The 12,304-nt window shown below is 63.4% G+C and carries 15 protein-coding genes; 6 read left to right on the top strand and 9 right to left on the bottom strand.

What is annotated here, in order from left to right:
- Positions 1-2: 2 nt before the first annotated feature.
- Entirely contained in the window at positions 3-620 is a 618-nt protein-coding gene (locus F0185_RS16815; protein WP_167226304.1) for a redox-active disulfide-containing membrane protein, read from the bottom strand.
- The gene (locus F0185_RS16810) at positions 598-1,326 is read right to left on the bottom strand and encodes an SURF1 family protein (protein WP_167226302.1); all 729 of its coding nucleotides are present in this window, start codon (positions 1,324-1,326) and stop codon (positions 598-600) included. Before F0185_RS16810 ends, F0185_RS16815 begins: the two co-directional genes overlap by 23 nt.
- A 36-nt stretch (positions 1,327-1,362) precedes the next feature.
- On the opposite strand from F0185_RS16810, the gene F0185_RS16805 reads away from it, so the two are divergent.
- Positions 1,363-1,563, top strand: coding sequence for a twin transmembrane helix small protein (locus tag F0185_RS16805; RefSeq protein WP_167226300.1), 201 nt, complete (start codon positions 1,363-1,365; stop codon positions 1,561-1,563).
- Positions 1,564-1,699: 136 nt separating this feature from the next.
- Here the strand turns inward: F0185_RS16805 and F0185_RS16800 are convergent, their stop codons facing one another.
- From F0185_RS16800 to F0185_RS16775, 7 genes are all read right to left on the bottom strand, one after another.
- Entirely contained in the window at positions 1,700-2,560 is an 861-nt protein-coding gene (locus tag F0185_RS16800) for a cytochrome c oxidase subunit 3 (RefSeq protein ID WP_167226298.1), read from the bottom strand.
- 73 nt (positions 2,561-2,633) lie between these two features.
- Complete coding sequence (locus F0185_RS16795) at positions 2,634-2,846, bottom strand: DUF2970 domain-containing protein (protein ID WP_167226296.1); 213 nt, start codon at positions 2,844-2,846, stop codon at positions 2,634-2,636.
- An 8-nt stretch (positions 2,847-2,854) separates the two neighbouring features.
- A complete protein-coding gene (locus F0185_RS16790) occupies positions 2,855-3,415 on the bottom strand; it encodes a cytochrome c oxidase assembly protein (protein WP_370664026.1) in 561 nt (186 codons plus the stop codon).
- Between the two features lie 6 nt (positions 3,416-3,421).
- Positions 3,422-3,526: a cytochrome oxidase small assembly protein gene (locus F0185_RS34440; protein WP_222852958.1), complete on the bottom strand. Its 105-nt coding sequence runs from the start codon at positions 3,524-3,526 to the stop codon at positions 3,422-3,424.
- Between the two features lie 66 nt (positions 3,527-3,592).
- Positions 3,593-5,188 (bottom strand): cytochrome c oxidase subunit I, encoded by a 1,596-nt coding sequence (gene ctaD / locus F0185_RS16785; protein WP_167226294.1) that lies wholly within the window; start codon positions 5,186-5,188, stop codon positions 3,593-3,595.
- A gap of 13 nt (positions 5,189-5,201) precedes the next feature.
- Complete coding sequence (coxB, locus tag F0185_RS16780) at positions 5,202-6,386, bottom strand: cytochrome c oxidase subunit II (protein WP_167226292.1); 1,185 nt, start codon at positions 6,384-6,386, stop codon at positions 5,202-5,204.
- 412 nt (positions 6,387-6,798) lie between these two features.
- Positions 6,799-7,722 carry a methyltransferase domain-containing protein gene (locus F0185_RS16775; protein WP_167226290.1) on the bottom strand — a complete coding sequence of 308 codons (924 nt, stop codon included), beginning with the start codon at positions 7,720-7,722 and terminating at the stop codon, positions 6,799-6,801.
- An 85-nt stretch (positions 7,723-7,807) separates the two neighbouring features.
- Between F0185_RS16775 and F0185_RS16770 the strand changes: the two genes are divergently transcribed.
- The 5 genes from F0185_RS16770 to F0185_RS16750 all read left to right on the top strand — a co-directional run bounded on the left by F0185_RS16770 (position 7,808) and on the right by F0185_RS16750 (position 12,197).
- The gene (locus F0185_RS16770; protein WP_167226288.1) at positions 7,808-8,551 is read left to right on the top strand and encodes a ComF family protein; all 744 of its coding nucleotides are present in this window, start codon (positions 7,808-7,810) and stop codon (positions 8,549-8,551) included.
- A gap of 28 nt (positions 8,552-8,579) precedes the next feature.
- Positions 8,580-9,050, top strand: coding sequence for a tRNA (uridine(34)/cytosine(34)/5-carboxymethylaminomethyluridine(34)-2'-O)-methyltransferase TrmL (trmL, locus tag F0185_RS16765; protein WP_167226286.1), 471 nt, complete (start codon positions 8,580-8,582; stop codon positions 9,048-9,050).
- A gap of 289 nt (positions 9,051-9,339) precedes the next feature.
- Positions 9,340-9,639, top strand: a complete 300-nt coding sequence (locus F0185_RS16760) for a hypothetical protein (protein WP_167226284.1) — start codon at positions 9,340-9,342, stop codon at positions 9,637-9,639.
- A gap of 9 nt (positions 9,640-9,648) precedes the next feature.
- Positions 9,649-11,133 (top strand): S8 family serine peptidase, encoded by a 1,485-nt coding sequence (locus F0185_RS16755; RefSeq protein WP_167226282.1) that lies wholly within the window; start codon positions 9,649-9,651, stop codon positions 11,131-11,133.
- Positions 11,134-11,135: 2 nt separating this feature from the next.
- Positions 11,136-12,197 carry an oxidoreductase gene (locus tag F0185_RS16750; RefSeq protein ID WP_167226280.1) on the top strand — a complete coding sequence of 354 codons (1,062 nt, stop codon included), beginning with the start codon at positions 11,136-11,138 and terminating at the stop codon, positions 12,195-12,197.
- Positions 12,198-12,304: the final 107 nt, after the last annotated feature.

Here is a 12,304-nt window from a genome sequence, read left to right as displayed (position 1 = left end):
GCTTAGCCGATCGCGGACGCTTTGAGCACTTTGTACATATCCTTCTTCACCTTGGACGGATCGGGCTGCTTGGGGAAGCGCATCATCAGGTGGCCCATCGGGTCGATCAGGTAAGTATGGTCCTCGATCTTGCCGCCCGGCTCGACCGGCAGCCAGGCCGCCACATTCGCGGCCGGCACGCGCAGCATGTGGGTGCCGTCGACCACGCGCATGAGCATGGTGTCGATCGGGCTGGCGTCCGTCACCAGCCAGACCCGTTCGATGCGTTCCATTTCCTTGCCCTGCATCAGGCGCAGCTGGCGCATCGCGACCAGCTGGTCGCGGCAGGCTTGCGGACACTCGCCCGGGCCCACCTGCAGCATGATCCATTTGCCCTTGTAGGCGTCGAGCGCGGTCGGCTTGCCGTCGAGCGTGGTGGCGCCGAGGGCGGCCGGGATCGGGTGCTTCTGCGGCTCGATCAGGGTGCCGTAGTTGGTGCGCCCGGTCGGCTTGATCACGTAATAGGTGAGATAGGAAAACAGCATCGGCGCCGCGCACACGAAGACCACGGCCAGCAGTTTCCAGCGGCCGCTCCACTGATTTGCGTTCGTATTTGCTTCAGTCGTTTTGTTTTGTTCCACGTCGAAATCCTGTAATCACGAAAAAGAGCAGCGCCATGACCGCCAGCGCATACCATTGAAATGCATAACCCTGGTGTTTTTCCACATTCAGGGAGGGAGCCGGCCAGTTGCGCACCAGCTTGTCGCCGGCGGGCGCCGGGCCGCTTTGCTCGATAAAGAACGGTTGCACCGTCAGGCCGCTGGCCTGGGCGAATTCGTCCGGGGCCAGGTTTTGCAGGATGGCCTTGGGCGCCACCGGCGCCGCCGTACCGAGCTGCATCACATGGCCCATGCCGGCGCGCGCCATGCCGGTAATCGTCACCGTGCCGGCCGGCGTATCGAACTCGGGCAGGCGGTCGAACTGGCCGGTGTAGCGCGGCAGCCAGCCGCGCGCCACCAGCACATGGGTGTTGCTGCCGTCGATGCGCAGCGGCATCAACAGGTAAAAGCCGGCCTTGCCTTCCTGCGGACGGTTGTTCAAGAACAGCGGCCATTCGCGCACGAAGGTGCCGGTCACCGTGACCGGGCGCAGTTCGACATCGGCCGCCGCCAGCAGGGCCGCGCCCACGACTTGCGGGGCGGCGCCGGCGCGCGCCGTCATCTGCTGCTGCAGGGCGATTTTCTGGGCGGCGCGGCCATCCTGCCAGCGCCCCAGGACGATGCCGAGGGCCACCAGCAGCACGGTCGCCACGAAGGGAATGGCCCGAAAGCGGAAGCCGATACGCATTACAATGGTGCCTTACTCAAAAAAGTCGAGCTCATTATGAAAATCCTCGTCGCCTGTGCCTTCATCCTGATCCTCGGGAGCCTGGGCTCGGCCCTGTTCTTCCTGATGCGCGACAAGGGCAAGAGCAACCGCACGGTGCACGCGCTGGCGCTGCGCGTGGGCTTGTCGATCACCCTGTTCCTGATGCTGCTGGGCAGCTACAAGATGGGCTGGATCGCGCCGACCGGCATCCGCTGACGCACTGATCGACCCTGCGCCCGGCAAGGTTATACCCCAGCCGCAAAAAACCGGGGACAGGCCACCGCTTGGTGGACTGTCCCCGGTTTTTCTTATGTCAAGCCTGCCGGAGGGCGCACCCTCCCGCCTGCCGCCATTACAGCCAGTAGACGACGACGTACAGGCCGAGCCAGACGACGTCGACAAAGTGCCAGTACCAGGCGGCGCCTTCGAAGCCGAAGTGATTGTCGGCGGTGAAGTGGCCCTTCATGACACGGTACAGGATCACCGACAGCATGATGGCGCCGAGCGTCACGTGGAAACCGTGGAAGCCGGTCAGCAGGTAGAAGATCGAACCGTAGATACCCGAGGTCAGTTTCAGGTTCAGCTCGCTGTAAGCGTGCATGTATTCGTAGGCCTGGAAGCCCATGAAGACGGCGCCCAGCAAGATGGTCGCGGCCAGCCAGAAGGCGGTCTTGGCACGGTGGCCGGCGCGCAGGGCGTGGTGCGAAATGGTCAGGGTCACGCCGGACAGCAGCAACAGGCAGGTGTTGATGGTCGGGATCGGGAACGGGCCCATGGTCGTGAAGCTCTCGATGGTGCCGGCCGGGCTGGCGCCGCCCCACTGGGCTGCGAAATCGGGCCAGATGATCTTGTGATCGAGGTCGCCCAGCCACGGCGTGCTGATGGTGCGGGCGTAGAACAGCGCGCCGAAGAAGGCGCCGAAGAACATGATTTCGGAGAAGATGAACCAGCTCATCGACCAGCGGAACGACAGGTCGATGCGCTTGCCGTACTGGCCGGCTTCGGATTCGCCGATGGCGTCGCCGAACCAGAAGTAGAAGACCAGCAAGGTCGACAGGATGCCGGCGATATTCAGTGCCGGACCCCAGGACACGTCATTGACCCAGGCCGAGGCGCCGATCATCGTCATGAGCAGCGACAAGCCGGCGGCCATTGGCCATTTGGACGGGCCTGGCACGAAATAATACGGTGCGGCGGCGTGTGGTGAACTCATCTTCATCTCCTAAATCAAACTGTATGCGGTGAATTTATTGCTAATTTTGTAAAACATCAATCCGGCGGCCGGTTTACGACACGGCAAATTTCACCAATGCCACCAGCACGCCGATGAACAACATCACCCCAATCAATCCGGCAATTACCACATGCACCGGATTCAGGCTGGCCGAATCTTTTTCGTAATCGCTGCGCTTGCGGATGCCCAGGAAGGACCAGAACACCGCTTTCATGGTGGCGCCGAACGACGCATTGCGTTCGGGACCTTTGTTCAATTCCGTCATGGCGGCCCCTACTTCGCCGCCACTGCCTGGGTGCCGGCAACTTCAAAAAACGTGTACGAGAGCGTCATCGTCTTCACGTTCTGCGGCAGGGCCGGATCGATGTAGAACACCACCGGCATCTGCCTGGCCTCGTTCGCCTGCAAGGTTTGCTGCTTGAAGCAGAAACACTCGACCTTCTTAAAATGCTGCATCACCAATTGCGGCGCGAAGCTGGGAATCGCCTGCGCCTGCACGGTCCGGTTCTGCGTATTGACCACTTCGTACAACACGGTGGTCAGCTCGCCCGGATGGACCTCGACCGAGCGCTTGGTCGGGCGGAACCGCCACGGCCCCTGCGCATTGCCGTCGAACTCGATCGTGATCGTGCGCGACTTGTCGATCTGGGTATTCTTGTCGTACGCCACCGTGCCATCGGCCTGGGTCAGCACATTGATACCGAGCAGTTCGCACATGTGCTTGTACACGGGGATCAGGGCGTAACCGAAACCGAACATCAGCACCGCCACCACCAGCAGCTTGCCGAGCATGGTGCGATTCAGTTTCAACGTGCCGGATTGTTCTTTAGCCACGTCAGCTCACAGCCAGATGCGTTTGATGAACACCATCGCGAAGAAAAATACCGCCAGCGCGCCGAGAATCAGGCCCGTTCGTGCATTGTTCGGCTTTTTTGGATCAGACATGGTATTTACTTACAAGTTCAGTAGCGCGGGCCCCTTGCTGGCTGCCCGCGCCGCTGTATGACTAACTTACTTAACCGTCGGCGGTACTTCGAAGGTGTGGAACGGCGCCGGGCTCGGCACGGTCCACTCCAGGCCTTCAGCGCCATCCCATGGCTTGTCGGCCGCTTTGGCGCCGCCACGGATGGTCGGCAGGATCACGAAGAACAGGAAGTACACCTGCGACAGGCCGAAACCGAAGGCGCCGATGGTGGCGATCGTGTTGAAGTCGGTGAACTGCGCCGGGTAATCGGCATAACGACGCGGCATCCCCGCCAGTCCCAGGAAGTGCATCGGGAAGAAGGTGATGTTGAACGTGATCAGCGACAGCCAGAAGTGCATCTTGCCGCGGAATTCGTTGTACATGTGGCCAGTCCACTTCGGCGACCAGTAGTAGAAACCGGCGAACAGGGCGAACAGGGAACCTGCGACCAGCACGTAGTGGAAGTGGGCCACGACGTAGTAGGTGTCTTGCAGCTGGATGTCGATCGGGGTCACAGCCAGGATCAGGCCGGTGAAACCACCCATCGTGAACACGAAGATGAAGCCGACCGAGAACAGCATCGGGGTCTCAAACGTCATCGAACCCTTCCACATCGTGGCGATCCAGTTAAACACTTTGACGCCGGTCGGCACCGCGATCAGCATGGTGGCGTACATGAAGAACAGCTGGCTGGTCACTGGCATGCCGGTGGTGAACATGTGGTGGGCCCAGACGATGAACGACAGGATCGCGATCGAGGCGGTTGCATAGACCATCGAGGCATAGCCGAACAGTGGCTTGCGGGCAAACGCCGGCAGGATCTGCGAAACGATACCGAAGGCCGGCAGAATCATGATGTACACCTCGGGGTGACCGAAGAACCAGAAGATGTGCTGGTACATGACTGGGTCGCCGCCGCCGGCGGCGTTAAAGAACGAGGTGCCGAAGTGACGGTCGGTCAGGGTCATGGTGATCGCGCCAGCCAACACAGGCATCACGGCGATCAGCAGGTAGGCGGTAATGAGCCAGGTCCAGCAGAACATCGGCATTTTCATCAGGGTCATGCCGGGAGCGCGCATGTTCAGGATGGTGACGATGATGTTGATCGAACCCATGATCGACGACGCGCCCATCAGGTGCATCGCGAAAATCGCCATGTCCATGCCCGGTCCCATCTGGGTCGACAGCGGTGCGTACAGGGTCCAGCCGGCAGCGGTTGCGCCGCCTGGCACCAGGAACGAGGTCGCCAGCAGGATCGCCGCGGGCGGCAGCAGCCAGAACGAGAAGTTGTTCATCCGTGCGAACGCCATGTCGGAGGCGCCCACTTGCAGCGGGATCATCCAGTTGGCGTAGCCGACGAAAGCCGGCATGATCGCGCCGAACACCATCACCAGGCCGTGCATCGTGGTCAGCTGGTTGAAGAACTCGGGCTGGAAGAATTGCAGGCCCGGTTTGAACAGTTCGGTACGGATCATCAGCGCCAGCACGCCGCCGGAGAGCAGCATGATGAGCGAGAACCACAGGTACAGGGTACCGATATCCTTGTGATTGGTGGCGAACAGCCAGCGGGTCAGGCCCGTCGGGTGATCGTGGCTATGATCGTGGTCATGGCCGTGTGCGTGATCTAGTGTGCTTGTGCTCATGAGTTACTCCCGATTACTTGTTACGTGCAGCCAGGACTTCGGCTGGTTGAACGATATTTTCCGCTGCCTTGTTCGACCAGTTGTTGCGGGTGTAGGTAATCACCGCAGCAATATCGGAATCCGACAATTGTTTCCAGGCTGGCATCTCGGTCGGGAACTTGCCCGATTTCTGGCCATGCAGCAGCACATTGACCTGGTCCGCTTTCGGACCGGTCACAACGGCGGAGCCGTCCAGCGCGGCGAACGCATTCGGCACGCCCTTGCCGTTGGCCTGGTGGCAGACCACGCAATTGGTGGCGTAGACTTTTTCGCCTTTGATCTTCAGTTCGTCGATGGTCCATACTTTCGATGGATCGTCGGCCAGGGCAGCCATTTTCTTTTTCTCCTTGGCGACCCACGCACTGTAGTCGGCGTCGGAGACGACATTGACCACGATCGGCATGAAGGCGTGTTCTTTACCGCACAGCTCGGCGCATTGACCGCGGTAGACACCGATCTGCTCGGCCTTGAACCAGGTGTCGCGCACGAAACCGGGAATCGCATCTTGCTTGACGCCGAAGGCCGGGATCATCCAGGCGTGGATGACGTCGTTGGCGGTCAGGACGATGCGGATCTTCTTGTTGACCGGCACGTAGATTTCGTTATCGACTTCCATCAGGTAGTTCACGCCGCGCGGTGCGGTTGGCGCAATGCCTGGCTCGCCGACCTGCGAACGCGGGGTGGACAGGCTCGACAGGAAGGAAATGCCTTCGCCCTCGCCCTTCAGGTAATCGTAGCCCCATTTCCACTGCATGCCGGTGGCTTTGATGGTGATGTCGGCGTTCGAGGTATCTTTCATTGCGACCACTGTTTTGGTCGCTGGCAGCGCCATCACGATGACGATCAGGAACGGTACGATGGTCCAGGCGATCTCGACGGCAGTCGATTCGTGGAAGGTGGCTGGCTTGTGGCCCAGCGAACGGCGGTGCTTGAAGACCGAATAGAACATCACGCCGAACACCGCGACGAAGATCACCAGGCAGACGACCATCATCCAGGTGTGCAGGTCGTTGATTTCCGACGCAATCTTCGTCACTGGCATTTGCAGGTTCAGCTGGTAATCCACCGGACGTCCCTCCACCGGTGCGGCCAGCGCTGGGATGCTGGCCGAAATTGCCAGACCGAACATCAAGGCCTGAAGTCGCTTTGCATATGTCATGTTTTCCCCAACCACCCAAAATTAAAATATTTTTTCTACGCCAGTGATCCTGATCGGATCCCGGCGCTCCGAAACCATCGCACAAAAAGGGCCCATACCGTCCCGGCGCGCTCACGGCACGGCGGACCCGACTGGAACCCTGACATCGGCCATTGGCGCATAAAGCACACTGATGAACGCTGACTTGCTATCGCTTTCGGCTGCTGCACCGTTGAAAAACTCGTGCGCTTGGCACCAGAATCAACACAGCCGATAAAATTAGTCCTTGATTATACTCAAGTATGCCCAACGTCATCAAGGGAAAATCCTCCCGTAACGGGTCAGCGCCCCCCTGTTTGCCCCGCTTTCGCGGCCGTTGTGTACCATGCGGGGTACAAGTGGCGAGCGCGGCGCCAAAACCATTGACGGAGCATCAACGCCCCTTGCGCGGCTCGAAGCGGATGATCGCCTCGCCCGCCGCCGTCACGCGCGGCGCCGGGCGGAAGGCGTGGCCGTAGATCACTTCGAAGGTCAGGCCGAGCTTGCCGTCCGGCCGGCGCTGGCGCTCCAGCGCCGCCAGCATGCGGCTCCACGCCGCGCGCCCGAGCAAGCCGCGCGCGCGCGTGGCCAGCGGATTGCCGCCCAGCGCGCGCGCATCGGCCAGCAAGGCCTCGGCCGTGTCGTACGTGACGGTAATGACCTCCATGTCCATGACCGGGGTGGAAAACCCGGCCCCCACCAACTGGTCGCCGAAGTCGTGCATGTCGACGAACGGCAGCACGCGCGGCGACGCAGGGCCGCCGGCGTCGGCCTCGGCAAAGGCCGTGCGCAGCTCGCGCAGGGTGTCCGGGCCGAAATTGGAAAACATCAGCAAACCATCCTGGCGCAGCACCCGGCGCCATTCCGCAAAGACGCGGTCGGGCTGCGGATGCCAGTGCAAGGCCAGGTTGGACCACACCAGGTCGACCGAGTTCGGTCCCAGCGGCAGATTGCCGAAATCGCCGCACAGCAGGTCGACCCCGGCCTTGCCGGGCAACAGGCGGCTGAGCAGCTGGTTCAGGGACTTGATGGCCGAGGCCGGCGATTTGGCCGCCTCGACCATGGCAAGGGCGGCGTCGAGGCCGACGATGTGGGCAGCGGGATAATCTTTTTGCAACAATGCCAGGTCGGCGCCGCTGCCGCAGCCGGCGTCGAGCACGCGCCTGGGTGCCACTTTGACCAACATCAGCCGCTCATGCATGCGGGCGGCGATCTCGCGCCGCAGGAAATCGGACCGTTCCACGCGCTGCGGGAGCGAGAACAGGGTACGCACGCGCGCCAGGTCGATCGGCGCGCTCAAGGTATCGGGCGTGTTCATAGGACTGTGAGATGAGATAATGCCGGCAGTGTACCCGTTTGCCGTCTTGCCGTTTGCAGCGATGCGATTTTGGAAGGGCTGTCCGATGAGCGAATTTCTGCGCCGCTGGCTGCGGCCCCGGATGCGGGCATGCGCCGCCGCATGGCTACCGTCGGCCTGCGCCTTGTGCGGAGGCGATGCCGACGCGCCGGTCTGCGCCCCGTGCGCGCGCCGCTTCGTCGGCGGCGGCGGCGCGCGTTGCCGCTGCTGCGCCAATCCGCTCGGCAGCGCCGACCGTGGGCTCCTGTGCGGCGCCTGCCTGGCCGACGCGCCCGCCTACGACGCCACCGTGGCCGCGAGCGACTATGCCGTTCCGCTCGACCAGTTAGTGCTGCGGCTCAAGTTCGGCGGCGCGCTCGCGCTGGCGCCGTGGTGCGCCGGGGCGCTGGCCCGGGCCGTGCTGGCCGCGCCCGGCTTCGCGCCGCCGGAATTGCTGTGTCCGGTGCCGCTGGGACCGGCGCGCCTGGCCGAGCGCGGGTTTAACCAGGCGCTCGAAATCGCCCGGCCGCTATCAAAGTTGCTGGGCATTGCGCTGTACCCGCGGCTGGCCGTGCGCCAGCTGGACACGCCGGCGCAATCGCGCGTGGCGCCGGGCCAGCGCAAGCACAATATGCGCCATGCATTCCTGGTCGCGCCCGACATGCTGGCGGTGGTGCGCGGACGGCACATCGGCGTGGTCGACGATGTGATGACCAGCGGCCACACCCTCGATGCGCTGGCGGCCACCCTCAAGCGCTTCGGCGCCGCGCGCGTGAGCAATATGGTGTTTGCGCGCACGCCGCCGCACTAATGACTACATGCCACCCAAGGAGAATACATTGTTTCACGTCGTACTGGTCGAACCCGAAATCCCGCCGAACACCGGCAACATCATCCGCCTGTGCGCCAACACGGGCGCGCAACTGCACCTGATCGAACCGCTAGGTTTTCCGCTGGACGACGCCAAGATGAAGCGCGCCGGGCTCGACTATCACGATTACGCCAGCATGCGGGTCCACAAGAACTGGGACGCCTATATCAGCGCATGCCAGCCCGACCCGGCGCGCATGTTCGCGCTGACCACGCACGGCTCGGCGCCGTTCGCCGGGGCCAGCTTCCTGCCGGGCGACGTGTTCGTGTTCGGCGCCGAAACGCGCGGCCTGGCGCCGGCCCTGCGCGAATCGTTCCCGGCGCAACAACGCATCCGCCTGCCGATGCGTCCGGACAACCGCAGCCTGAATCTCTCCAACACGGTCGCGGTGGTGGTGTTCGAAGCCTGGCGCCAGAACGGCTACGCCGGCGGCGCCTGATCCTCCCAGGCAGTGTCACAGGCGGTGTCAGGTCTGACATTCGGACACGAGCACGGCTGTATCAGGCAACAATCTTTACCCAATGTTCAGTCTGTGTCCGAATGTCAGACCTGACACCGGGGATGACAGACACCGGGGACCTGTTCAGTCTGTGTCCGAATGTCAGACCTGACACCGGCGGTGGGCAGGGCGCAGGCAAGCGGCCTCTCGCGCACGATTGCATCTGCCGGGCAAAGATTTCCCCAAAGCCTTACTATGATGACATCAGCGTCCCCTTGTGCGCACCGTCATGATCAAGCTCCAGCTCCTGCTGCGCGATCGCGCCCGCGATCGCAGCGATGACCCCGCCCTGTGCGCCTTGCTCGAGGCGCACGGCATGCATGTGACCGCCTGCGGCATGGCCACCATCTCGGCCGAAACCTCCCTGGCCCAGGCAGAAAATTTATTCGGACCAATTCCAAATGTAAGATCCGGGTTCGCATCCGATATACCATCTACACCAGAGCTCGCGATTCCGGCGGATCTGCAACACGCCGTCAGCCTGATTACCATCGCTCCGCGCCACGCGACGCCGGGCCAACCTACCTAGGGGGATTCCATGCAGCCTTTCAAACCCAGCCAGCCGCGTCCCGCCGTGGGCGAACCGGCTCCGCCGGAAGCGCAGTTGCGCATCGCCATTACCTTCAAGGGCCGCGCCAACGCCGGCCCGACCAAGCTGGCGGCGCGCCTGTCCTCGCGCAGCATCCTCAGCTTCGAGCCAGCGCCGGGGGAAATGGAAACGGCCATCGAGGCGCTGCGCCAGCGCGGCTTTATCGTCTCCGGGCGCGGCCGCATGACGGTGTCGGTGCGCGGCAGCGTGGCCCAGTTCGAACAAGTGTTCGGCACGCGCCTGACCCCGTTCAACCTGAGCCAGAAGCAAAGCTATTCGAGCGACCGCGTGTTCTACCCGGCCAAGGGCGCCCCCTGGAATCCCGATCCGGCGATCAAGGCGCTGATCGACGACGCCTATATCCAGTGGCCGCACATCTACCTGGCCGACCCCGGCGCCAGCGCGCGCCCGCCGTCGGTCGGTTACTACCATCTCGACGTACTCAAGGATGTGCCGGCCAAGCTGAACGTCACCAATATCCACAAGGAACGCCACCATGGCGAAGGCATCCGCGTGGCCATGATCGACACCGGCTTCGACCATTCGCACCCATTTTTCACGCGCAACGGTTTTACCTCCTCGGTGGTGCTGGCGCCCTCGGCCACCAACCGCCAGACCGATCCCGGCAGCCACGGCACGGGCGAATCGGCCAATGTGTTCGCGGTGGCGCCGAAAGTGACCTTCATCGGCGTCAAGCTGGGCGACGACGCCGACCCGAACGGCGGCGCCAGCATCCTCGAAGGCTTCCAGGAAGCGCTCAAGCACAAGCCGCACGTGATCACGGTGAGCATGTGCTACGACTTGCGCGATGACGATGGCGTCTCCGAACTGGGGGACTTGCCGAACGGCCTGAAACCGCTGGAAGCCGAAATCCAGGCGGCGATTGCCAGCGGCATCGTGGTGGTTTTCTCCGCAGGCAACGGCCACTACGCTTTCCCGGCCTCGATGCCGGAAGTGCTCAGCGTCGGCGGCACCTTCGTGGCCGAAAACGGCGCGATGACAGCGTCGGATTACGCCTCCGCCTTTACCAGCGGCATCTATTCAGGCCGCCACGTGCCCGATGTATGCGGCCTGGTCGGCATGCTGCCGAACGCCGATTACATCATGCTGCCGGTGCCGCCCGGCGCCGATATCGATACCGGCAACGCCGCGCATGACGGCACCCGTCCCGGCGACGGTTGGGCCGTGTTCAGCGGCACCTCGGCCTCGGCGCCGCAGATCGCCGCCGTGTGCGCCCTGCTGCTGCAGAAAAATCCCAAGCTCACGCCGGCCGAAATCAAGGGCCTGCTGACGCGCACCGCGATCGACGTGCATGACGGCTCGGCCAGCCCGTCCAGCGATCCGGAAGGGCTGGGCGTGAAGGCCGGGCCGGGCGTCGACGGCGCCACCGGGGCCGGCCTGGTCGACGCCCACGCCGCCTGGCTGCAGGCGTGAGCATGGACGCACCGCGTGAAGTGCGCGTCGGCCTGATCGGCTACGGCTTTTCCGGCGCCACCTTCCAGGCGCCGCTGATCGCCACGACACCCGGCCTGCGCCTCACGCGCGTGTGCTCCAGCCAGGGCGAGCGCGTGCTGCGCGACTTTCCGGGCGTGGCGGTGGTGGCCGCGCCGGCCGAGCTGATCGAGTCGGGCGAGGTCGACCTGGTGGTGGTCGCCACGGCCAACGCCAGCCACGCGCCGCTGGCCAGGCAGGCGCTGTTGGCCGGCAAGCACGTGGTGGTGGAAAAGCCGTTCACCATCACCCTGGACGAAGGCGCCGAGCTCATTGCACTGGCCGAGGAGCGGCAACTGGTGCTCAGCGTGTTCCACAACCGGCGCTGGGACAGCGATTTCCTGACCCTGCGCCAAGCCATCGAATCGGGCCTGCTGGGGCCTGTCAACACCTATGAAGCGCATTTCGACCGCTATCGGCCGGACGTTCGCGGGCGCTGGCGCGAACAGGACTTGCCCGGTTCCGGCCTGCTGTACGACCTGGGCGCACACCTGATCGACCAGGCGCTGGTCTTGTTCGGCAATCCCGATTGCGTCAACTGCGACATGGGCGTGCAGCGCGGCGCCGCGGGCGGCAGCGCCTCCGACGACTACTTCCACCTGACCATGCGCTACGGTGCGCGGCGCGTGATCCTGCACGCGGCGTCGCTGGTATTGCAGGCCGGCCCGCGCTTCACGGTGCATGGCGAAACCGGCAGTTTTATCAAGCATGGGATGGACCCGCAGGAGGCGGCGCTGATCCGCGGCGAGCGTCCCGGCGCGCCCAGCTGGGGCGTGGAAGCCGAAGCGCAGCATGCGCGCATCGGTTTTGTAAAAGGTGGTTTGACGGTGAGCGGCAAGGCAGCCTCCCTGCCCGGCCGCTACCAGGACTACTACAAGGGCCTGTTCGACGCCATCGTCAACGGCAAAAACCCGCCGGTGACGGCGCGCGAAGCGCTGGCGGTGATCAAGATCATCCACCTGGCGCTGCAAAGTCACGCGCAGCAGCGCACTGTGACGTTCGAATAGGAACGGCGTGGCCTTAGCGCGAAGTTGGCCGACCTTTTGACCAACAACTTTGGAACCGTCTTCCCCGCGCAGGCGGGGATCCATAGCACCGTAGATCATAGGGGCTA

Source organism: Massilia rubra, from assembly GCF_011682065.1.
Taxonomy (GTDB): domain Bacteria; phylum Pseudomonadota; class Gammaproteobacteria; order Burkholderiales; family Burkholderiaceae_D; genus Telluria_A; species Telluria_A rubra.
The sequence above is the reverse complement of the archived record's forward strand: the minus strand, read 5'-3'. Positions and strand labels throughout refer to the sequence as shown.